This is a genomic window from Streptomyces sp. NPDC013187 (assembly GCF_042899705.1).
Taxonomy (GTDB): domain Bacteria; phylum Actinomycetota; class Actinomycetes; order Streptomycetales; family Streptomycetaceae; genus Streptomyces; species Streptomyces hawaiiensis_A.
Map to the genome: position 1 here is coordinate 118,120 of NZ_JBIBAF010000018.1, position 21,046 is coordinate 139,165.

The 21,046-nt window shown below is 71.5% G+C and carries 19 protein-coding genes and 2 pseudogenes; 12 read left to right on the forward strand and 9 right to left on the reverse strand.

What is annotated here, in order from left to right:
• The first annotated feature begins 163 nt into the window (after positions 1-163).
• The 3 genes from ACFY5B_RS32655 to ACFY5B_RS32665 all read left to right on the forward strand — a co-directional run bounded on the left by ACFY5B_RS32655 (position 164) and on the right by ACFY5B_RS32665 (position 3,990).
• Complete coding sequence (locus ACFY5B_RS32655; RefSeq protein WP_389976557.1) at positions 164-1,009, forward strand: LLM class F420-dependent oxidoreductase; 846 nt, start codon at positions 164-166, stop codon at positions 1,007-1,009.
• A 144-nt stretch (positions 1,010-1,153) separates the two neighbouring features.
• Positions 1,154-1,360 (forward strand): hypothetical protein, encoded by a 207-nt coding sequence (locus ACFY5B_RS32660; protein WP_389976560.1) that lies wholly within the window; start codon positions 1,154-1,156, stop codon positions 1,358-1,360.
• 44 nt (positions 1,361-1,404) lie between these two features.
• Positions 1,405-3,990 carry a bifunctional FO biosynthesis protein CofGH gene (locus tag ACFY5B_RS32665; RefSeq protein WP_389976563.1) on the forward strand — a complete coding sequence of 862 codons (2,586 nt, stop codon included), beginning with the start codon at positions 1,405-1,407 and terminating at the stop codon, positions 3,988-3,990.
• 4 nt (positions 3,991-3,994) lie between these two features.
• Here the strand turns inward: ACFY5B_RS32665 and ACFY5B_RS32670 are convergent, their stop codons facing one another.
• Together ACFY5B_RS32670 and ACFY5B_RS32675 are read right to left on the reverse strand one after the other, a co-directional pair.
• Positions 3,995-5,407, reverse strand: coding sequence for a hypothetical protein (locus tag ACFY5B_RS32670; RefSeq protein ID WP_389976566.1), 1,413 nt, complete (start codon positions 5,405-5,407; stop codon positions 3,995-3,997).
• A gap of 36 nt (positions 5,408-5,443) precedes the next feature.
• Positions 5,444-5,914 carry a GtrA family protein gene (locus ACFY5B_RS32675; protein WP_389976568.1) on the reverse strand — a complete coding sequence of 157 codons (471 nt, stop codon included), beginning with the start codon at positions 5,912-5,914 and terminating at the stop codon, positions 5,444-5,446.
• A gap of 154 nt (positions 5,915-6,068) precedes the next feature.
• Here ACFY5B_RS32675 and ACFY5B_RS32680 point away from each other — a divergent pair, with 154 nt between their 5' ends.
• On the forward strand, positions 6,069-7,067 hold the full coding sequence (locus ACFY5B_RS32680) for a glycosyltransferase family 2 protein (RefSeq protein ID WP_389976571.1): 999 nt from the start codon (positions 6,069-6,071) through the stop codon (positions 7,065-7,067).
• 89 nt (positions 7,068-7,156) lie between these two features.
• Positions 7,157-7,711 carry a hypothetical protein gene (locus tag ACFY5B_RS32685; RefSeq protein ID WP_389976574.1) on the forward strand — a complete coding sequence of 185 codons (555 nt, stop codon included), beginning with the start codon at positions 7,157-7,159 and terminating at the stop codon, positions 7,709-7,711.
• A 25-nt stretch (positions 7,712-7,736) separates the two neighbouring features.
• Here ACFY5B_RS32685 and ACFY5B_RS32690 read toward each other — a convergent pair whose 3' ends face one another.
• On the reverse strand, positions 7,737-8,252 hold the full coding sequence (locus tag ACFY5B_RS32690; RefSeq protein WP_389976577.1) for a DUF2165 domain-containing protein: 516 nt from the start codon (positions 8,250-8,252) through the stop codon (positions 7,737-7,739).
• Positions 8,253-8,352: 100 nt separating this feature from the next.
• Between ACFY5B_RS32690 and ACFY5B_RS32695 the strand changes: the two genes are divergently transcribed.
• Positions 8,353-10,830 (forward strand): tetratricopeptide repeat protein, encoded by a 2,478-nt coding sequence (locus ACFY5B_RS32695; RefSeq protein WP_389976580.1) that lies wholly within the window; start codon positions 8,353-8,355, stop codon positions 10,828-10,830.
• Here the strand turns inward: ACFY5B_RS32695 and ACFY5B_RS32700 are convergent.
• Together ACFY5B_RS32700 and ACFY5B_RS32705 are read right to left on the reverse strand one after the other, a co-directional pair.
• Positions 10,814-11,002: a DUF397 domain-containing protein gene (locus ACFY5B_RS32700; RefSeq protein ID WP_389976583.1), complete on the reverse strand. Its 189-nt coding sequence runs from the start codon at positions 11,000-11,002 to the stop codon at positions 10,814-10,816. The two genes, ACFY5B_RS32695 and ACFY5B_RS32700, sit on opposite strands and share 17 nt — an antisense overlap.
• A pseudogene (locus ACFY5B_RS32705) lies at positions 10,999-11,253 on the reverse strand (Scr1 family TA system antitoxin-like transcriptional regulator); the annotation flags it as partial. The pseudogene ACFY5B_RS32705 and the gene ACFY5B_RS32700, both read right to left, overlap by 4 nt.
• Between ACFY5B_RS32705 and ACFY5B_RS32710 the strand changes: the two are divergent.
• Positions 11,228-11,861, forward strand: a pseudogene (locus ACFY5B_RS32710) (helix-turn-helix domain-containing protein); the annotation flags it as partial. The pseudogenes ACFY5B_RS32705 and ACFY5B_RS32710 overlap by 26 nt on opposite strands.
• A 27-nt stretch (positions 11,862-11,888) precedes the next feature.
• Here the strand turns inward: ACFY5B_RS32710 and ACFY5B_RS32715 are convergent.
• Positions 11,889-12,428 carry a GNAT family N-acetyltransferase gene (locus ACFY5B_RS32715; protein ID WP_389976586.1) on the reverse strand — a complete coding sequence of 180 codons (540 nt, stop codon included), beginning with the start codon at positions 12,426-12,428 and terminating at the stop codon, positions 11,889-11,891.
• A gap of 137 nt (positions 12,429-12,565) precedes the next feature.
• On the opposite strand from ACFY5B_RS32715, the gene ACFY5B_RS32720 reads away from it, so the two are divergent.
• From ACFY5B_RS32720 to ACFY5B_RS32735, 4 genes are all read left to right on the forward strand, one after another.
• On the forward strand, positions 12,566-13,681 hold the full coding sequence (locus ACFY5B_RS32720) for an ADP-ribosylglycohydrolase family protein (RefSeq protein WP_389976588.1): 1,116 nt from the start codon (positions 12,566-12,568) through the stop codon (positions 13,679-13,681).
• 205 nt (positions 13,682-13,886) lie between these two features.
• Positions 13,887-14,291, forward strand: a complete 405-nt coding sequence (locus tag ACFY5B_RS32725) for a GntR family transcriptional regulator (protein ID WP_389976591.1) — start codon at positions 13,887-13,889, stop codon at positions 14,289-14,291.
• Positions 14,288-15,184: an ABC transporter ATP-binding protein gene (locus ACFY5B_RS32730; RefSeq protein WP_389976594.1), complete on the forward strand. Its 897-nt coding sequence runs from the start codon at positions 14,288-14,290 to the stop codon at positions 15,182-15,184. The genes ACFY5B_RS32725 and ACFY5B_RS32730 overlap by 4 nt, the downstream gene beginning before the upstream one ends.
• The gene (locus ACFY5B_RS32735; protein WP_389976597.1) at positions 15,181-16,191 is read left to right on the forward strand and encodes a transporter; all 1,011 of its coding nucleotides are present in this window, start codon (positions 15,181-15,183) and stop codon (positions 16,189-16,191) included. The genes ACFY5B_RS32730 and ACFY5B_RS32735 overlap by 4 nt, the downstream gene beginning before the upstream one ends.
• 87 nt (positions 16,192-16,278) lie before the next feature.
• Here the strand turns inward: ACFY5B_RS32735 and ACFY5B_RS32740 are convergent, their stop codons facing one another.
• Complete coding sequence (locus tag ACFY5B_RS32740; RefSeq protein ID WP_389976600.1) at positions 16,279-17,847, reverse strand: sodium:solute symporter family protein; 1,569 nt, start codon at positions 17,845-17,847, stop codon at positions 16,279-16,281.
• A 162-nt stretch (positions 17,848-18,009) separates the two neighbouring features.
• Positions 18,010-18,795 (reverse strand): SDR family oxidoreductase, encoded by a 786-nt coding sequence (locus ACFY5B_RS32745; protein WP_389976603.1) that lies wholly within the window; start codon positions 18,793-18,795, stop codon positions 18,010-18,012.
• A gap of 85 nt (positions 18,796-18,880) precedes the next feature.
• Here ACFY5B_RS32745 and ACFY5B_RS32750 point away from each other — a divergent pair, with 85 nt between their 5' ends.
• The gene (locus tag ACFY5B_RS32750) at positions 18,881-19,720 is read left to right on the forward strand and encodes a hypothetical protein (RefSeq protein WP_389976606.1); all 840 of its coding nucleotides are present in this window, start codon (positions 18,881-18,883) and stop codon (positions 19,718-19,720) included.
• A 19-nt stretch (positions 19,721-19,739) separates the two neighbouring features.
• On the opposite strand, the gene ACFY5B_RS32755 is transcribed toward ACFY5B_RS32750, so the two are convergent.
• Complete coding sequence (locus tag ACFY5B_RS32755) at positions 19,740-21,026, reverse strand: ATP-binding protein (RefSeq protein ID WP_389976608.1); 1,287 nt, start codon at positions 21,024-21,026, stop codon at positions 19,740-19,742.
• Positions 21,027-21,046 lie beyond the last annotated feature (20 nt).

Below are 21,046 nucleotides of genomic sequence, written 5' to 3' on the forward strand. Positions count from 1 at the left end.
TGTAGTGAGCGGTGAACAGGCTTGCAAGGGAGGGGAATCGGACGGCGACGATCAGACAGACGCGCTGGGGGCCCGGATACCGGCCGTCCGCCCTCATGCCGGTCATCCGAAAGTCCGACCGGTCGGTATCGACAGTCGAGCCGTCCTCCGGTAGAGATACGTCATGCGCATCGCCGTGACGATCTTCCTCACCGACGAGACGATCACCCCGACCCGGCTCGCCCGGGAACTTGAGGAGCGCGGTTTCGCCGGGCTGTACCTGCCCGAGCACACCCACATCCCCGTCGAGCGGACCACTCCGTACCCGGCGGGCGGCGAGCTGCCGCCCGAGTACGGCCGGACCCTGGACCCGTTCGTGGCACTCGGCCAGGCAGCCGCCGTCACCGGGCGGCTCGGGCTCGGCACGGGCATCACGCTCGTCGCCCAGCACGATCCGATCGACCTGGCCAAGCAGGTCGCGACCCTCGACCATCTCTCCGGCGGCCGGTTCACCCTCGGGCTCGGCTTCGGCTGGAACGTCGAGGAGGCCGCCGACCACGGCGTGCGCTGGAGCACCCGGCGCGAGCTGGTCCGGGACCGGATGGCGCTGATGCGGGCCCTGTGGTCGCAGGGGCCGACCGCGTACGAGGGGGAGTTCGGGAGCGTCCGGGCCAGCCATGCGTATCCCAAGCCCGTGCAGAAGCCGCGCGGTCCGGTCACCGGCCCGCGCACGCTCGTCGGCGGGGCCGCCGGACCCAGGCTGTTCGCCCACATCAGCGAGTACGCCGACGGCTGGCTGCCGATCGGCGGCCGGGGCCTCGGCGAGGCGCTGCCGGTCCTGCGCACCGCCTGGGCCGACGCCGGCCGCGACCCCCGGGCTCTCCAGGTCGTCCCCTACGCCGTCCACCCCACCCCGGGCAAGCTCGCCCACTACGCCGACCTGGGCATCGAGGAGGTCGTGGTGCAGCTGCCCCCGGCGGGGGAGGCGGAGGTGCTCAAGACCCTGGACGGCCTCGCCGGATACCTCTGACAACTCGGCTGCCCCGCAAGGTGGTTGGTGTTCCCTACTAAACTGCGGGTCAACAACCGGGCCGGGAGCACACCGGTGCGCGGCCGACCACCGCGCCGGACGGTGTGAGGGGCCCGGCTCACTGTCTTCACGGGGGAGAGCGTCATGAGGCTTACCTGGTTCGCCTGGCTGCTGCGGCACTTCACGGAGTACGGCTACAGCCAGGGGCTGCTGCGTGCCGCGATCGGCACGACGGCCGTACTGGTCACGTCCGCGCTGGTCTGGTTCGCCCTGCACCGCAACAGACCGGCCGCCGTCGCCGCCGCCGGCCTCACCTCGGCCCTGGGCATCGGGTGGCTGGCCTTCCACTGACGGGGCTTTCCCGAGCCTGATCAGCGCACTCGTATGCTCGAAGGATGACGACTCCTGCGACCTCCGGGACCGGCCCCACCGACAACTCCATGCGTCGTGCCCTGAAACGGGCCAGGGACGGTGTCTCGCTCGATGTCGCCGAGGCGGCGGTGCTGCTCCAGGCCCGGGGTGCGCAGCTGGAGGACCTGTCGGCCTCCGCCGCCCGGGTGCGGGACGCGGGCCTGGCGGCGGCCGGGCGGCCGGGCGTCATCACGTACTCGAAGAGCGTCTTCATCCCGCTGACGCGGCTGTGCCGGGACAAGTGCCACTACTGCACGTTCGTCACCGTCCCGGGCAAGCTGCGCCGCGAGGGCCACGGGATGTTCATGTCGCCGGACGAGGTGCTGGACATCGCCCGCAAGGGCGCGGCCCTGGGCTGCAAGGAAGCCCTCATCACCCTCGGCGACAAGCCCGAGGACCGTTGGCCTCAGGCGCGCGAGTGGCTCGACGCGCACGGCTACGACGACACCCTCGCCTACGTCCGCGCCATCTCCATCCGCATCCTGGAGGAGACCGGCCTGCTGCCCCACCTCAACCCGGGCGTGATGAGCTGGACCGACTTCCAGCGGCTGAAGCCGGTCGCGCCCAGCATGGGCATGATGCTGGAGACCACCGCGACCCGCCTCTGGTCGGAGCCGGGCGGCCCCCACCACGGCTCGCCCGACAAGGAACCGGCCGTCCGCCTGCGGGTGCTCGAGGACGCCGGACGTTCCTCCGTCCCCTTCACCTCGGGCGTCCTGATAGGCATCGGCGAGACCTACGAGGAGCGCGCCGAGTCGCTGTTCGCGCTGCGCAAGGTCTCCCGCGCCTACCACGGCGTCCAGGAACTGATCATCCAGAACTTCCGCGCCAAGCCGGACACCGCGATGCGCGGCATGCCCGACGCGGAACTGGACGAACTGGTCGCCACGGTGGCCGTCGCCCGGCTCCTCATGGGCCCGAGCGGCAACATCCAGGCCCCGCCCAACCTCGTCGACGACGAGTACGAGCGGCTGATCGGCGCCGGCATCGACGACTGGGGCGGCGTCTCCCCGCTCACCATCGACCACGTCAACCCCGAGCGCCCCTGGCCGCAGATCGAGCAGCTCGCGGAGAAGTCCCGGGCGGCCGGGTTCGAGCTGCGCGAACGCCTGTGCGTGTACCCGGAGTTCGTGCGGCGCGGCGAGCCCTGGCTGGACCCGCGGCTGCGCCCGCACGTGGCCGCGCTGGCGGACCCGGAGACCGGCCTGGCCCGCCCCGACGCCCTGCCGCAGGGCCTGCCCTGGCAGGAGCCGGAGGAGGTCTTCACGGCGTCCGGTCGCACCGACCTGCACACCTCCATCGACACCGAGGGCCGTACGTCCGACCGCCGGGACGACTTCGACGAGGTGTACGGCGACTGGGGCGCCCTGCGCGAGGCCGCCGCTCCGGGCATGGCACCCGAGCGCATCGACACCGACGTACGGCAGGCCCTGCGCACGGCCGCCGACGACCCGACGAAGCTCACCGACGACGAGGCGCTGGCCCTGCTGCACGCGGACGGCCCGGCGCTGGACGCCCTCGCCCGGGTCGCCGACGACGTGCGGAAGTCGGCCGTGGGCGACGACGTCACCTACATCGTCACGCGGAACATCAACTTCACCAACGTCTGCTACACCGGCTGCCGCTTCTGCGCCTTCGCCCAGCGCCGCACCGACGCCGACGCCTACACCCTCTCCCTGGACCAGGTCGCCGACCGGGCCCAGCAGGCCTGGGACGTGGGCGCGGTGGAGGTCTGCATGCAGGGCGGCATCCACCCGGACCTGCCCGGCACGGCGTACTTCGACATCGCGCGGGCCGTGAAGGAACGCGTCCCGGGCATGCACGTGCACGCCTTCTCGCCGATGGAGGTCGTCAACGGCGCGACCCGCACGGGCATGTCGATCCGCGAGTGGCTGGCCGCGGCCAAGGAAGCGGGACTGGACACCATCCCGGGCACGGCCGCGGAGATCCTCGACGACGAGGTCCGCTGGATCCTCACCAAGGGCAAGCTGCCCGCGGCCGACTGGATCGACGTCGTCACGACGGCCCACGAGCTGGGCATCCGCTCCTCCTCGACGATGATGTACGGCCATGTCGACCAGCCGCGGCACTGGCTCGGACACCTGCGCACCCTGGCCGGCATCCAGCAGCGCACGGGTGGCTTCACCGAGTTCGTGACGCTGCCGTTCGTGCACACCAACGCCCCGGTCTACCTGGCGGGGATCGCCCGCCCGGGCCCGACCATGCGGGACAACCGCGCGGTCACGGCCATGGCCCGGCTGCTGCTGCACCCGTACATCCCCAACATCCAGACCAGCTGGGTGAAGCTGGGCACGGAAGGGGCGGCCGAGATGCTCCGCTCGGGCGCGAACGACGTCGGCGGGACGCTCATGGAGGAGACCATCTCCCGTATGGCGGGCTCGTCGTACGGGTCGTACAAGTCGGTGAAGGACCTCATCGCGGTGGCGGAGGCGGCCGGGCGTCCCGCCAGGGCCCGCACAACCCTGTACGGGGACGTCCCGCAGGAGCGGCAGGGGGCGGCGGAGGCGTCGGACGGGCATCTGCCGCAGCTGCTGCCGGTGCTGGACTGACGCTTCACCGGCCCCCGGCGTCCGCCGGCTGATGCTCCATGAGGGTGCGGCCGGCCGTGGCGCCGGGGCTCGCCGGTCGCGGGGGAGGGGTGCCCCGGCCCGACCACAGCAGGAGCAGGCCGAGGGAGCCGGCGATCGCCGGCCAGTAGACGTAGCGGTAGTCCGTCGCGGGCATGATCGGCAGATAGCCGAGGACGTAGGCCGCCGAGCTGACGCCCAGCGCCCGGACGGGCATCGCGAACACGCCCTTGCCGGGACGGAGGGTGAGCACCAGCGCGACGGCGAGCCAGAACCAGCCGCGGAACAGCCACGGCAGGTCCTGCGCCGTGCCCTTGACGTACGTCCCGAGCATGTCCTCCAGGCGGGGGTGCGCCACCTCGACGCCCAGGTCGTTGCGGGAGACCCCGGCCTTGTACGGGTAGTCGGTCTCGAACAGCAGGGTCGTGAAGAGCAGCAGGCGGTACTGCAGGTACTGCGGCACGTGCCCGCTCATCTCCCGCAGCCACAGCGACGTGATCTCGCCCGAGTCCCCGCGCAGCCCGTCCGCCGGGCGCCGGTAGCAGGCCCAGTAGGCGTCGGAGAGGGCGCCGACGCGCTCGCAATCGCGTGCGGAATCCACGAGCCGGTCCCGCAGGGCGGGTGACACGTCCGCCGAGCGCAGCTCGTCCACGGTCAGCACATGGACGAGGTCGTCGAGCATGATCTGCGCGCCCTGCTTGGTCTGCAGCGGCGCGGCGAACAGGGAGACGGCGGCGGCGGGCACGACGAGCCCGGCCACGAGGGCCGCCGTGCACGTCACCCACGTACGGCGGCCGGGGGCACCCCACAGCGCGAGGACCAGCATGACGAAGACGGGGATCGCGGCGAGGAAGGCGTTCTTGCGCACCAGCATGGCGTAGGCGAGGAACAGCACGCCCAGCCCGAGCAGACCCCAGCGCACGGCGGGGCGGGGGTCGCGGTCCCGCAGCAGCAGGCCGGTGAGGGCGACCGCGCAGGCGGCGAGCAGCGCGAACGCCACGTGCACGTCCTTCCACACCACCCCGGCGAACGTCAGCACGAACGGGGTCAGTCCGAGGCCCAGCACGGCGAGCGAACCGCCCCGGCTCGCGGTGAGCCGCCACACGCACCGGGCCAGCGTCCACAGCGCCGCCCAGAAGACGAGGCACTGCAGGACCAGCATGGACGCGATCGAGCCGGTCACCGCGATGAGCGCCCGCCACACCAGGCTCAGCACGGGCGGATGCCAGTCGGTCAGGGGCTTCTCGCCCTCGGCCTGGCGGAGCTGGTCGAGGCTGTCGGGACTCAGGTAGCCGGGGGCGAAGACGAGGATCGTGGCCAGGCAGCAGAGGGCGGCGACGGCGGCCGGTGCCCAGGTCCACTGCCGCCGCCCTCGCCGCATCCATCCTGTTTGTCCCATATGCCGGATGCTAACGGGTCGGTGGGCGCAGGCCGGTCAGGGTGCGACGAAGACGTAGCGCCGGTACGCGTAGAAGCGGAACAGGGTCGCGAGGGCCCAGCCGAGGATGCGGGCGGTGTTGTCGCTGAGCGGCGAGTCGAGCCCGAGCAGCTGCCGGGACGCGAAGACCGTGCCCGCGGTGATGGCGAGCCCGACCCCGTTCGCGACGAGGAACAGTGCGAGCTCGTGGGTCACCTTCGCGCGGTGCCGGCCGCGGTAGGTCCAGTAGCGGTTCCCGACCCAGCTGAAGAGGGCGGCGGCGGCCGTGGCGAGGACGGACGCCTGCACGGGAGCGGTGCGCATCACCCCGCCCTCCGTGCCGCCGGGCAGGCCGAAGACGAGCAGGTTGTAACCGCCGTTGTCGACGACGAAGGCCAGCACCCCGACGACGCCGAACTTGGCGGCCTCGCGCCAGATGCCCTTGATGGCGTCACGCGCACGCAGCGTCACAGAGTCGAGGACCGGCACACGGAGAGCGTAACGACCGGGTGTGCTCCATCCGGTCAGGCGCGCTCATATCGCACTATGTCCGACTGTATGAGGTGCTGATGTATGAGGTGCTGATGTACAGGGTGCTGACTGTGTGAGGTGCTGGCTGGGTGAGGCACCGGTCGAGTGAGGAGTGGTCGTGGAACCGACGATCGCGTGTGTCGTGCCGTGCCACAACGAGGAGGCGGCCGTCGGCAAGGTCGTCCGCGACCTGCGCACGGCCCTGCCCGAGGCCGTCGTCTACGTGTACGACAACGCCTCCACCGACCGGACCGCGGAGGTCGCCCGGGCCGCCGGCGCGATCGTCCGGGAGGAGACCCGCAAGGGCAAGGGCAACGTCATCCGCCGCGCCTTCGCCGACGTCGACGCCGACGCGCTGCTCATCATCGACGGCGACGACACCTACGACGCCTCCCGCGCCCGGGACCTGGTCGACCTGCTCTTCGAAGGGCCCTACGACCAGGTCGTCGGCGCCCGCCGGGTGAGTGTCGACGGGGCCTACCGGGCCGGGCACGCGGTCGGCAACAGGCTGCTCACCGGGGCCGTGCGGTCCCTGTTCGGCAACGACGTGACCGACATGCTCAGCGGCTACCGGGTCTTCTCACGGCGCTTTGTGAAATCCTTCCCGGCGCTCGCCCGAGAGTTCGAGACCGAGACCGAGATGACGATCCACGCGCTGCACCTGCGGCTGCCCACCGCGGAGGTCCTCACCGACTACCGGGTCCGGCCCGTCGGCGGCGAGAGCAAGCTGCGCACCTACCGGGACGGCTGGCGCATCCTGCGGGTCATCCTCGACCTGGCCCGGCGCGAGCGCCCCTCGCTGGTCCACACCGTGCTCGCGGGCGTGCTCGCCCTGGTCTCGGTCATCCTCGGCATCCCCGTCATCGCCGACTTCGTCGAGACGGGCACCGTGCCCCGGGTCCCCACGGCGATCCTCGCCGCCGCGATCATGACCATCGCGGCGCTCGTGCTGCTCGTGGGCTACATCCTCGAATCGCTGACGCACATGCGCCAGGAACAGACCCGGCTGGTGCACCTCTCCTACCCGGCCCCGGTGCGCGCCCCCCGCTACACCGCGCGCGGCGCAGGCACGGGCCCGGTCCCGGTCCGCAAGACCGCCGGAGGCGGCTGAGGGAGGGAGCCGAGGCGCCGCGGGCGCGCAGTACGATGATCGGAGCCCCGCTTCGGCGCGGGGTCCCGTGACTGAGGAGATGCGTGCCGGTGCCTGCCCGACTTCCTTCGTGGGCCTGGGTGACCGGGCTGACCGTGGGAGCGATAGCCGCGGTGACGGTCCTGGGCGTGCAGGCGGACCGGGGCACGCACCCCACCGCAGCCTCGGCCAAGCCGAGAGCCACGGCCTCGGCGCAGCCGACCCCGACGGCGTCGGTCCCGGCGCGGGTGCCCGACGGCTCCGGCACCGGCCGGCGCATCGTCTACTCCCTCGGCGAGAAGAGGGTCTGGCTGGTCGACGCGAGCGAGGCGACCCGCCGGACGTTCACCGTCTGGCCGGGCTCGGTCAGCCCCGACCCGGGCAGCTACACGGTGTCCTCGCGCAACCCGGCCACGACGGGCTCGGACGGCGTCCAGATCGAGCACATCCTGTACTTCGCCGCGAAGTCCGGCGTCTCGGTCGCCTTCTCCAATGCGGTCGACGGGGCCTCACCGCCGCCCGCCGCCCCCGGCACCACGACGGGCGGAGTCAGGATGCGGAAGGCGGACGGCACGGCCCTGTGGACGTTCGGCACGGTCGGCACGACCGTGACCGTGGTCAAGTAACGGCCCGGTCGCGCCGGAGCGGTGCTCAGGAGGCGGGCGTGTCCGCCCGCCGGGCCGACAGCTGGTTGACGATCAGCACGACCCCGCTGAACAGGAAGATCCGGGTCGCGGCGTCCAGCCCGTTCCAGCTCTTCGACTGCCACATCGAGAACCACTCACCGCCGATCGCGATGAACCCGGCCCCGAACAGCAGCATCACCATCAGCAGCCCGTACGTGGACCACTGCCGGGCGCGCCGCTCATCGCGTCTGGCCCACAGCCAGCTCCCGTATATGAGGACCAGCGCGGCGAGGGTCTCCCAGACGATGATCCCGACGTAGGCGGCGTCCTGGAGGCCCTGGCTCGTGACGGCCCGCCACATCAGGTCCTCGTCCTTGAACGTGGTGTCCATGGCCAGCACATGCCGGACGAACTGCTGGTTGGTCCCGAAGTCGGTGATGTTCCCGAAGGCGACGAGCGCCATGTAGAGGGCGATGGTCGCGGTGAGCAGGGTGGCGGCGAGCGACAGCGTGCCGCGTGGTGTGGAGGTGGAGGTGGCCATGCCGATCATTCTCCCCGCGCACGGGCATCCGATGTACCCGGCGGCAGTTGAGCGAGAATGACGGCCGGGGCCGACCGCGCGAGACGAGGGGAACGTACGGATGGCGCAGCCGCAACCGTCCATGCAGGAGCTGATTCGGCAGCGCGGCCGGGCCGGGTTCGTCGGCCGCTCCGCCGAACGCGCCGCCTTCCGGGCCAACTTCGGCACCGCGCCGCACGACGAACGCCACCGTTTCCGCTTCCACGCGCACGGCAATGCGGGCGTCGGAAAGACCTTCCTGCTGGGGGAGTTGGAGCAGATCGCCCGCGAACAGGGCGCGCTGACGGCGTACGTCGACGACAGCGCGGGCAGCGTGCCGGAGGTGATGGCGGAGGTCAGCCGCCAGTTCGCTGCCCAGGGAAGGCGGTTGAAGGAGCTGGACCGCCTGCTCGCCGCCCACCGCGAACACCGGCACGAGGCGGAGCTGGCCGCACTGGCCGTCCTGGACACCCGGCCGGAGGAGGCCGGCCCGTCCACCGGCGGCCGGATGGTGGCACGGGCCGGGGTGGTCGCCGCCGGGATGGTGCCGGTGGTCGGCCCGCTGGCCGGGATGCTGGACGCGGAACAACTCGCCCACGGCGCCGACCGGTTGCGCGCGAGCCTCATCGCCCGCTTCCGCAACCACGAGGACCTCCGGCTGGTCCTCGCCCCCGAACAGGTGCTCACCCCGGTGCTGCTGCGCGAACTGGCGGATGCGGACGCGCCGTGGATCGCCCTCTTCCTGGACACGTACGAGCGGACGGGCCCGTACCTGGACCCCTGGCTGCACGAGACGATGACGACGGACCGCCACGGCGGCGTGCCCGCCACCACGGTGGTGACCACGGCGGGCAGGACGCCCCTGGACCCGGCGCGCTGGGGCGGACTGGCGGACTTCGTGGCCGACTTCCCGCTGGCCCCTTTCACGGAGCCGGAGGCGCGCGGCCTGCTGGCCGCCAAGGGCGTGACGGCCGAGCCGGTCGTCGAGGAGGTGCTGCGCCTCACCGGCGGCCTCCCCGTCCTGGTCTCCACGCTCGCCGAGTCGCGCCCCACCACCCCGGACGACGTGGGCGACCCGAGCGCGACGGCCGTGGACCGCTTCCTGAAAGAGGAGGACCCGGTCCGCCGGGCCGCCGCCCTGGACTGCGCACTGCCGAGGTGGCTGGACGGCGATGTGTTCCGGGCGGCGGTCGACTGCCCACCGGAGCAACGCGAAGCCCTCTACGCGTGGTTGCGGGCGATGCCGTTCGTCAGCGAGCGCGGCGGAGGCCGGTTGCGCTACCACGACGTCGTACGGGCGCCGATGCTGCGCGCGGAACGGCGCAGGGCGCCCCGGGAGTGGGCACAGCGCCAGCGGCGCCTGGCGGGCACGTTCCGCCAGTGGCGGGAGGAGGCCGGACGGGGCCTGGTCGATCCCTGGCTGGACGACACCTGGAGGGACCTGCGCCAGGCGGAGTTCTACCACCTGCTCTGCGCCGGCGAACGGGAGGCGCTGCCCCAGGCACTGCGGGACTTCGTCCATGCCTGCGGCGCCGGTGAGGTCATGGCCGTGCGGTGGGCGCGCGTGCTGGTGGACGCCGGGCACGACGCGGAGATCCAGCCGGTGGCCGAGTGGGGAACCGACCTGACGGCGGCACTCGACGCGGAGGGCATCGCCGCGGCGCTGGGGCTGCTCCTGCGCCGGGCGGTACTGGACGCTCCGGCCCAGGCCCGCGCCCGCCTCGTACGGGGCGACGAACTGCGCGGCGAGGGCGCGTACGCGCAGGCCCTCACCGAGTACGACCAGGCCGTCGCGCTCGATCCTGAACTGGCCCTCGCCTACCGGCACCGGTCCGGGATCCGGGGTGACCTCGGCGACCACGACGGGGCGATCGCCGACCTGGACCGGGCCGTCGCGCTGGACCCGCACAACGCCTGGTACGTCGCACTGCGCGGGGAGCACCACCGGATCGCCGGACGCGACGCGGAGGCGATCCGGGACCTGACCGAAGCGGTTCGCCTCGACCCCGCCTCCGCGTTCGCCTGGGCCTCCCGGGGCGCCACGCACGAGCGTGCCGGAGAGCGGGACGCGGCCCTCGCCGACCTCGGACGGGCGCTGGACCTGGACCCGGACTACGTGTGGGCGCTCGCCCGCCGCGCCCGGGTGTGGCGGGCGCTGGGTGACTCCCGCCGTCAACTGGCCGATCTCGACCGCGCGTTGGCCCTGAACCCCGACTGGCCCTGGGCCCGCTGCGAACGCGGCGACGCGCTGCGTGCCGCGGGCCGTGACGAGGAGGCGGTCGCCGACCTGGACGTCGCACTGGCCCTGGACCCCACGTACACGTCGGCCTACGCGAGCCGGGGTGAGTCCCTGGCCCGCCTGGGCCGCCACGCGGAGGCACTGGCCGATCTGAACCGGGCGGTGGAGATGCGGCCGGGTTACGTCTGGGCCCTGTGCCGCAGGGCCGTGCTGCATACGGTCCTTGGGGGCAGGGAGGAGGCCCGGGCGGACGTGGCACGCGTCCGGGAGCTGGATCCCGGGGCGCTGGAGAGGTTCACGGACGTCAGCGTTCTGCCGTGAACTCCAGGAACTCGGACCAGACGCTGCCGGTGAACGACAGCCGGGAGCCGTCCCTGTTCTTGGAGTCGCGGATGTGGATGGCGGGGGAGTGGGTCGGGGATATGGCGACCTCGACGCAATCGGGCCCGTTGCCGCTGTAGCTGCTCTTGAACCAGGCGAGTTCAGTGGTCACGTCTCGTCTCCCAGAACTTTCTCAATGAAGGCCAGGGACTCTCGGGGTGAGAGGGCCTGCGCCCGGATCATTCCATAGCGCATGTCGAGGATCCGGGCGTCCCGGGGGTCGCTGATCACGCGGTGGTGCAACTGGGATTCGCAGTGCCCCAGCGTCTTGCCGTCCTGGAACTTCAGGAGCCGGAACGGACCTGCCATGCCCGCGTGGTCCTCCCGGTTGATCGGCATGACCTGGATCGACACGTGCCGCAACGTGGCGCACCCTAGCGCGCCCGCACGCGCGCAGTCCGGCACTTTTGGTGTCCAGCACGTGACCGAGCGCCACGAGGACAACTTCACGGTGGTCGGCAACCACCTGGCCCAGCACCCGGACCTGTCACTCACCGCGATCGGCTTGGCCGTCCACATCCAGTCGCTCCCGGCCGGAAGTCCGATCGGCATCAGGACGCTGACGGCCAAGTTCCAGGAGGGCGAGATCCGGATCGCCGCCGCCCTGCGGGAACTGGAGACCCACGGTTACCTGACGCGTGCCAGGGAGCGTCTTCAATCCGGCCGAGTCGTGACCCGCACGGTCTCCTACAACAAGCCCCCGACGACGGCTGGAGCGAGGCGTTTCCGTCACGGCGGTGGAACGGACGCTGACGTCGGACCTGCCGCACGTGCCGATCAACCACCCGGCGGCCTTCCTCGCCCACCGCCTGACCGCCCTCCTCCCACCGCCCCTCCCGACGGCCCCGCCCCACCCGGCACCCACCCCCCGCCCGGCTCCGCTCCAGACCTGCGACGGCTGCGAACGCGCCTTCCGGTCGGCGCACCCCGGTCGATGCCGGGACTGCCGCCCTGCCGAGCGGGACGCGGCCCAGGCATGTCGAGCCCCTGGACGAGCCTCAGTCGGCCTGTCCGAGGTCCTTTTCCAGCAGCGTGAACGACTTGGGTGTCCCGCCCGGCTGTGGCTTGCCCTCCTTGTGGCCCACGACGCGGTAACCGGCGTCCCGGTAGTACGTGGTGAGCGGGACGTTGCCGGCCAGGCAGTCCAGGCGTACGCAGGTCCGCCCGGTCGCGGCCACGCGGTGTTCCGCGGAGCGCAGCAGCCGTCGGCCCGTCCCGGGCGGGGCGGTGCTCCGGTCCACCATGAGCCGGTGCACGTACCCGGCCACGGGCGGCTGCGGACCCCAGGCGGCCTCGTCCTCCCACCAGAGTTCCCAGGCTCCGGCGGCACGCCCTCCGACCTCGGCGAGCCACACCTCGCCGTGGGTCATGACCCGGCGGAAGTGGGACTCGTCGAGCTCTCCCGGCCGCCACTGCCCTGTGATGCCCCGGGCCCGCATCCAGCGGGCCGCGTCGTCGCGGAGGCGGACGAGGGTGGACAGATCGGCCTCCGTGGCCGGGCGCACGCGGAGCTCGTTCACCCGGAGATCCTCGCACATCAGTCCGATACCTCGAGTGCTCAGAGCTACGGTCCGTGAGCCACCCGTGAAGGCGGCGTTCCGCCCCCCGAACCCCCCGTCCCCGTTCGATTACAGTGCAGGGCGTCGTACGTGTGGACGGTCCCAGGGAGGTCGAGGTGGGTGCGACTGCCGGCGCCGTCTGGGGCCGTACGGAGCAGCAGGACTTCCGCAGCCGGGTGCGGGGGACCCTGCTCGGCGTGGCCGTGGGGGACGCCCTCGGTACGCCCGTCGACGGGCTGAGCGTGCAGGCGATCCGGGAGGCGCACGGGGCGGAGGGCCTGGTGGACCTGGCCCCCGCCTACGGCAGACGCGGCGCCGTCACGCACCTCACCCAGCTCACCCTGTTCTCCGTCGACGGGCTGATCCGGGCCCAGGTCAGACGGGACACCGGCGCCTGGCACCCGCCCACCGACCTGCACCGGGCGTATCTGCGCTGGGCCGCCACCCAGCGCGACTGGGGGCCCGACGAGCGCCGCAAGGAAGACGGGTGGCTGGCGCGCGAGGAGTGGCTGTACGCGCGGCGGGACCCGAGCCGCACCCTGCTGCTGGGGCTCGGCGACGAGACCATGGGAACGCCCGACGCGCCGAAGAACCCCGGCGAGGCCGGGCCCGAGGCAGCCGCCCGGTCGGCCCCGTTCGGGCTGCTCGTGGGCTGGGAGCCGCAGCTGGTCGCCCAGCTCGCCGTCGAGTGCGCCGCGCAGACCCACGGCCATCCCACGGCCTGCCTCGCAGCGGGCGCGTACGCCGTGATCGTGCATGCGCTGGCACTGGGCGAGAGCCTCGACTCCGCCGTGCAGCGAACCCTCGGGCTGCTGGCCGTCTGGCCGGGGCACCAGCCGGTGTCGGACGCGCTGCAGCATGCGCTGGGCGCCGTACGTCAGGGCATGCCGGGCCCGGAGCGAGTGACCGAGCTGTGCGGGGCCGGTACGGCGGAGAGCCTCGTCGGCGCCGCCGTGTACTGCGCCCTCGTCGCCGCCGACGTCCGGCACGGGCTGTGTCTCGCCGTCAACCACGACGGCCCGTCCGCCGCCACCGCCGCGCTGACCGGCGGCCTGCTGGGGGCCCTGCACGGCGAGACGGCCCTCCCCCCGGCCTGGCTGGCCGAGCTGGAAGGCCGTCCCACGATGCTGGAGCTGGCCGACGACTTCGCGATGGAGATGACCCAGGGCCCGGCCCTGCACGGCCCGGGCGGCTCGTCCCCCGGCTGGCTCGCCCGCTATCCGCGGGCCTGAAACGCTCCCGCCGCGCCTCGCGACACGACGCCGGACGGCACACCACCACACAGCCCGGGCTCGGCGACGACGAACGTCATCCCCGCCATCACCTCGCGACCCCGGTGACCCGTGTCTGCCGGCCGTCGCTTCCCGGCACCCGAGCGCCACGCGCGCCTTGCCGCATGGCCGACGTATAGAGCTATAGTGCTAGCCAACTAGATAAATGGAGGAACTGGTGATTGAGTTCCACCTGAACAGCCGGTCCGGCCTGTCCCCGTACCAGCAACTGGTCCAGCAGGTACGGCACGCATTGCGCCTGGGGCTGCTGGAGGAGGGGGACCGGCTGCCGACGGTCAAGGACGTGGCGAAGCAGATGGCCGTCAACCCGAACACGGTGCTCAAGGCGTACCGGGAGCTGGAGCACGACGGCCTGGTGGCCGCCCGCCCCGGTGTCGGGACGTTCGTGACCCGGACGCTGGCCGACGGCACGCTCGCCGCGCACGGACCGCTGCGCAAGGACCTCCAGCGCTGGCTGACCAAGGCCCGCCTGGCCGGGCTCGACGACGAGAGCATCGAGGCGCTGTTCATGACCACGTTTCGTGACGCCGCCGGAGAGGACGTAGCGTGAGTGCTGTCTTACGAGCCCAGGGCCTGGGCAAGAGGTACAAGCAGCGCTGGGCGCTGCAGAACTGCGACCTGGACGTCCCCGCCGGCCGGGTGGTGGGCCTGGTCGGCCCCAACGGCGCCGGCAAGTCCACCCTGTTGAAGCTGGCGTCCGGGATGCTGACGCCGACGGCCGGCACCATCGAGGTGTGCGGTGGCCGTCCCGCTGCGGGGGTGGAACAGCTGGCCAAGGTCGGCTTCGTCGCCCAGGACACCCCCACTTACTCCGCGCTGAGCGTCGCCGACCACCTCGACTTCGGCAAGCGCCTCAACCCGACCTGGGACGACCCCGTGGCGCGCGACCGCATCCGTCGCCTCGGTCTGGACCCCAAGCAGCGGGCGGGCAAGCTGTCCGGCGGCCAGCGCGCGCAGCTCGCGCTCACCCTGGGCATCGCCAAACGCCCGGAGCTGCTCATCCTCGACGAGCCGGTCGCCGCCCTGGACCCGCTCGCCCGACGGGAGTTCATGCAGGACCTGATGGAGGCCGTCGCCGAACACGAGCTGAGTGTCGTGCTCTCCTCCCACCTGGTCGCCGACGTGGAGCGGACCTGCGACTACATCATCGTCCTGGTCGATTCCCGGGTGCAGGTGGCCGGGGACATCGACGACCTGGTCGCCTGCCACCACCGGCTCACCGGCCCGCGCCGGGACCCGGACACGCTCCCGGCAGGTCAGCACGTCATCACCGCCAGCCACACCGACCGGCAGACCACCCTCCTGGTGCGCACCGACACAGCGGTCCACGATCCGTCCTGGACCGTCAGCCCACTCGGTCTGGAAGACATCGTCCTGGCCTACATGACCCGGCCCGCCGATGCGGTGCGTGACACCCGGCCCGCACTGGAGGTACTCCGATGATCTGGCTGACCTGGCGTCAGTTCCGCACCCAGGCCGCCGTGGTCTTCGCCGCCGTGGCCGCCCTCGCCGCCGTCCTCGCGGTCACCGGCCCGCGGCTGGCCGACCTCCACCGGACGGCCGGCAGCGGCCTGGTGGACCAGGTCTCCAGTGCGGACCAGAGCCTCTACTACACCGGACTGCTGGTCGTGCTCGCCGTGCCGGCGGTCATCGGGATGTTCTGGGGCGCCCCTCTGATCTCCCGTGAACTGGAGACCGGCACCCACTACCTCGCGTGGAACCAGGGCGTCACCCGCATACGCTGGCTGACGACCAAGCTGGGCCTCGGTGCGGCGGCCTCCATGACCGCTGCCGGACTGACCAGCCTCGCGGTGAGCTGGTGGAGCAGCCCCATCGACCGGGCTGTCAACGGCGGCGGGGCGACGGACACGTACTTCCCGCGGCTCGACCCCGTGGCCTTCGCCGCACGGGGTGTCGTCCCCATGGCCCATGCCGCTTTCGCCTTCGCCCTGGGCGTCGCCCTCGGCCTGGTCATCCGCCGTACCCTGCCCGCGATGGCCACCACGTTCGCCCTGTACGTCGCCGTCCAGGTCGTGGTGCCGATGTGGATCCGGCCCCACCTGGCCGCGCCGGACCGGACCACCGTGCCGATCGAGGCCGACGGCGCCCCCATCAGCGTCCAGGACGAGGCAGGGCAGATCATCGCGCATCTCGACGAGGTGCCCGGGGCCTGGGTCACCTCCCAGCAGACGCTGAACGCCGCCGGTCAGCCTGCCCCCGTGCCGTCGTCCTTCCCCGACTGCCTGCACACCGAGTCGGGCCCGCCCACCCTGCAGCAATTCGAACGCTGCATCACCGACCTCGGCGCCCTGGGCTACCAGCAGCAGGTGACGTACCAGCCCGCCGGCAATTTCTGGGCCCTGCAATGGGCCGAGACCGGGCTCCACCTCGGCCTCGCCCTGGCCCTGGCCGGGTTCTGCGCCTGGTGGATCCGCCGCCGGGTGACCTGACGGACACACCTCCCGCTCGTGTGCGGTCGTGCCGGGCGGCGCCCTTTCCCCTTGGGCAGGCGCCGCCCGGCGTGGGCGGCCGGAGATTCACCTCTCGGCGGTGCGCACCACGTCGTCCGCCGGTCCGGCCGGCGTCGGGACCGCCGCGGCCGCCGTCCCGTCCCCGTCCGTGTTGATCCGCTCGATGATCGCCAGCCGCTCCGGGGTGTCCTCCGGCTTGATGTAGCCGACGACGATGTAGAGGACCAGAGAGACCGCCAGCGGGATCGACACCTGGTACTGGAGCGGCACGCCGCCCTCGACGTTCCAGTGGATCGGGTAGTTCACCAGCCAGAACGCCAGCAGGCCCATCGACCAGCTGACCAGGGCCGCGGTGGGGCCGGAGCGGCGGAACGCGCGCAGCAGGCCCAGCATCATCGGGATCGCCATCGGGCCCATCAGGCCGGCCACCCACTTGATGACCACCGTGATGATGTCCTTGAACGCGGGGGAATTGACCTGCGTCGCCGCCGCCATGGACAGGCCGAGGAAGACGACCGTGGCGACCCGGGCGACCCGCAGACCCTGGCTCTGGTTCCAGGCCCGGGCCCGCGCCCAGATCACCGGCGCGCAGTCCCGGGTGAAGACGGCCGCGATGGCGTTGGCGTCCGAGGAGCACATGGCCATCGTGTGGGAGAAGAAGCCGACGATGACCAGGCCCAGCAGACCGTGCGGCAGGAGCTGTTCGGTCATCAGGGCGTAGGAGTCCGAGCCGTCCTGCTTCTGCGACTCGACCAGCAGCGGCGACATCCACATGGGGAAGAACAGCACCAGCGGCCAGACCAGCCAGAGGATCGCCGAGAGGCGGGCCGACCGCTCGGCCTCCTTGGCGTTCGGCGTGGCCATGTAGCGCTGCGCCTGGTTGAGCATGCCGCCGTTGTACTCGAAGAGCTTGATGAAGAGGAACGCGAGCAGGAACACCGTGCCGTACGGCCCGACCAGCGGTTTCCCGTGGCCTTGGAGCTCCGGCGAGTCCCAGACCCCGAAGAAGCCGCCGTGGTCGTCGAGCCGGACGAAGACCGCCACGAACATCGCGATGCCGGCCAGCAACTGGATGACGAACTGGCCGAGTTCGGTCAGCGCGTCCGCCCAGAGGCCGCCGATCGTGCAGTAGATCGCGGTGATCCCGCCGGTGATGAGAATGCCCTGGTTGAGGGAGATTCCGGTGAAGACGGACAGCAGCGTGGCGATAGCCGCCCACTTCGCGCCCACGTCCACGATCTTCAGCAGCATGCCCGACCAGGCCAGTGCCTGCTGCGTCTTCAGGTCGTAGCGGTTCTTCAGGTACTCCAGCGGGGAGGCCACATGGAGCCGGGAGCGCAGCCGGTTGATGCGCGGGGCGAACAGCTTCGACCCGATGGCGATACCGAGGGCGATGGGGAAGGACCAGGTGACGAAGGACGTGACGCCGTAGGTGTAGGCGATGCCCGCGTACCCGGTGAACATCACCGCGCTGTAGCCCGACATGTGGTGCGAGATGCCGGACAGCCACCAGGGCATCTTGCCGCCGGCGGTGAAGAAGTCGCTGACGTTGTCGACGCGTTTGTGCGACCAGACGCCGATCGCGACCATCACGGCGAAGTAGCCGACGAGCACGGCCCAGTCGAGACCGTTCATGAATCCCCTTCCACGGTGCTGCCGCCAGGGTCAGGCATGTGAACTCTGGGTTCGGTGACGTGCGCACGGCAAGCAAGGGGAAGGTCAAGAGAACGTAAAATAGTTCGGTGAGATGACTTCAGTTCATGTACTTGAATACGAGTGTGTGGCTGGAAATGGACCTCAGCGCATCAGCTCGCCCGCGTTCACCAGCAGCGACTGCCCCGTGATCGCCCGGGCCCGGTCCGACGCCAGGAACACCGCCGCGTCCGCCACGTCCCCGTCCGTGGCCAGCTCCGGCAGTGCCATCCGGTCCGTCAGCCTGCCCAGCACCGCCGCCTCCGACACACCCTCCGACCGGGCCGCGAACTGCACGTACGCCCGCACCGGCGGGCCCCACATCCAGCCCGGCAGTACGGTGTTGACCCGGATCCGGTGCGGCCCGAGCTCCCGGGCGAGCGAGTACATCGCACTCGTCAGCGCCCCCTTCGACGCCGCGTACGCCGCCTGCCGCACCTGCGAGGGCGCGGCCACCGCCGACTGCGTCCCGACGAACACCACGGATCCGCCGCCCTGTTTGAGCGACGGCAGACAGGCCCGCGTCATCCGCAGGGTGCCCAGCAGGTTCACGTCGAGAACGGACCGCCAGGACTCGAAGTCGGCGTCCTCCAGCCCGCCGAAGTAGCCGTCCAGCGCGGCCACGTGCACGACCGCGTCGATCCCGCCGAACCGCTCCCGCGCCAGCCGGGCCAGCGCCTCGCACTGTGCCTCGTCGGAGATGTCCGTGACCCGGTACGCGGTGCGCGTCCCGCCGGGGTCGACCTCGGCGGCCGTCTTCGCCAGGCTCGCCTCCGTGCGGGCCCCGAGCACGGCCCGCCCGCCGTCCCGCACGACCGCCGCCGCGACCTGCCGCCCGAGACCGGCCCCGACCCCCGACACGACGACCGTCTTCCCCGCGAGCAGTGACATGGCAGGACCTCCCCGGACCGGAACCCTGGCGCTATATCTGACGGAGCGTCAGAGTATGGGTCAGTCACCGACGAAGGGGAAGGCCATGAGCGAGGACACCCGCAGCGAGCTGTACGCCGAACTGGCCGCCGTCGGCCCCTACGGCACCCACCCCGGGCACGCCCTCATCACCATGGTCGAGCCGCACCCCGGCCACGAGTACGCCTACAACCGCTGGTACGAGGACGACCACTACTACGCCGGCGCGATGGCCATGCCCTGGATGCAGGCGGGCCGCCGCTGGGTCGCGACCCGTGACCTCCAGCTCCTGCGCTACCCCGAGAAGTCGGCGATCGCCCAGCCCGTCACCGCCGGCTGCTACCTCTCCACGTACTGGATCACGGCCGGCCGCTACGACGACCACATGCGCTGGACGGTCGCCGTCAACAAGCGCCTCAACCGGGACGCCCGCGTCTACCACGACCGCACGCACGTCCTCACGGCGTTCCAGGACCACGAGGCGAGTGTGTACCGCGACGGAGCGGCCGGCCCCCGCGACGTCCACGCCCTCGACCACCCCTACGCGGGCCTGGTCCTCCAGGTCGTCGAGGCGGACACCCCCGAGCAACGCGCCCCGCTCCTCCAGTGGCTGCGCACCCGCCACCTTCCCAAGCGACTGGCGGACTCCCCGGCCGCACTGGTGACGGTCTTCCGCCCGACCCCCCTGCCCGGAGACCGCATGACCTACGTCAAACAGGTCGAGGGCGTCGACACGCGCCTGACGCTCCTGTGGTTCCTCCAGACCGACCCGAGGGAGTGCTGGGACCCCTGTTTCACCGGCCTCGACCAGGCGGTGACGGAATCGGGCCTCGGCAGAGTGGAACTGGTGGCGCCGTTCATCCCGACGGTGCCGGGCACGGACCGCTACGTGGCCGAGCTGCGGTGAGTCCCGCGGTCTCCGGACGTCATCCGCCCTCCGGGGAACCCAGGGCAGGGCCGAGGTCCTGGTCAGTGATCTCGCGCAGTCGCCCGGTCGGCTGCCGCCCCTCGCTCATCAAGCTCTTGCCGTTGCGGACGTCATCCACCGCCTCGATGACGTCCGTCTGCGCCAGCACGGCCTGTTCGTCTTCGCGGCTGATGCGCTCCAGCAGACGCAGGGACGCCAGGTACATCACGTTGGCCAGGTCGCCGCCGCTCAACCCTTCGCTGCACGCGGCCAGTGCGGTGAAGTCCAAGAACTCCTTCCCGGGCAGGCGCGCAGGAGTGTGCAGGGCGAGGATGCGGGCGCGGGACCGCTCGTCCGGGAGCGGGAACTCGACGTGATCGAGGATGCGGCGATAGAAGGCCTGGTCATAGTTCGAGGGTAGGTTGGTGGCGAAGAGCACCACGCCGTCGAACTCCTGAAGTCGCATGAGCATGACCGCCCGGGTGCTGTTCACCGCGGTGTCGTACGACTGGCGGACCTCTTGCACCCTTGCGCCGAGGAAGGAATCCGCTTCGTCGAAGAAGAGGACGGCCTGCTGCTCCGTGGCGGTGTCGAAGACGGCCTTGATGTTCTTGGACGTCTCGCCCACATAGGCCGATTCGAGCTGTGCGTAGTCCACCACCAGCAGGGGGCGGCCCAGCTCGTGTGCGACGGCCCTGGCCGCCAGGGACTTCCCGGTCCCGGAGGGGCCGACGAAGTTCAGGGAACTTCCCAAGCGGTTCTCGTAGCCGGGAATGTCGCCAAAACCCCAGTCCAGCAGGATGTCGCGATGGCGGAGCGCGGTGACATTGCGCAGGAGCCGGCGTTTGGTCGCCTCCGGGAGGATCAAATCGTCCAGTCCGGCCCTGGGACGGACCAGCTGGTAGAGCGACGCGGATTTGCTGTTGCGCCGGTCCGGGGCGGAACCGAGACGGTCGTCGTGCGCCCCCGGGTTTCCACCGTCGAGGTGGACGTGCAGCAGCGGCACCTTCACGGGCAGACGAATCGGCACCTCTTGGAGCTGGGCGAGAACCTGCTCACCCTGCTCCTGGTCGCGATACCCGGAGACCGCGAAGGCGCGAACCTGCGAGGTCCTCTCGGCGAACCGGCTCTCGGACTCCAGAAAGGCCAGATGAGACGCGCCGTGCGCCAGACCCTCGATCTCCGGCCACGACGGTGCCAGTACCAGTCGGACTGCCTCCTCCAGCAGTTTCTCCGAAAGCATTTCCTTGATCTGCTCGGCCAGTGACCCCGACAACTCGGGCGGGAACAACGAGACGATCCGCATGACTTCCCCCGGCTCTTCTG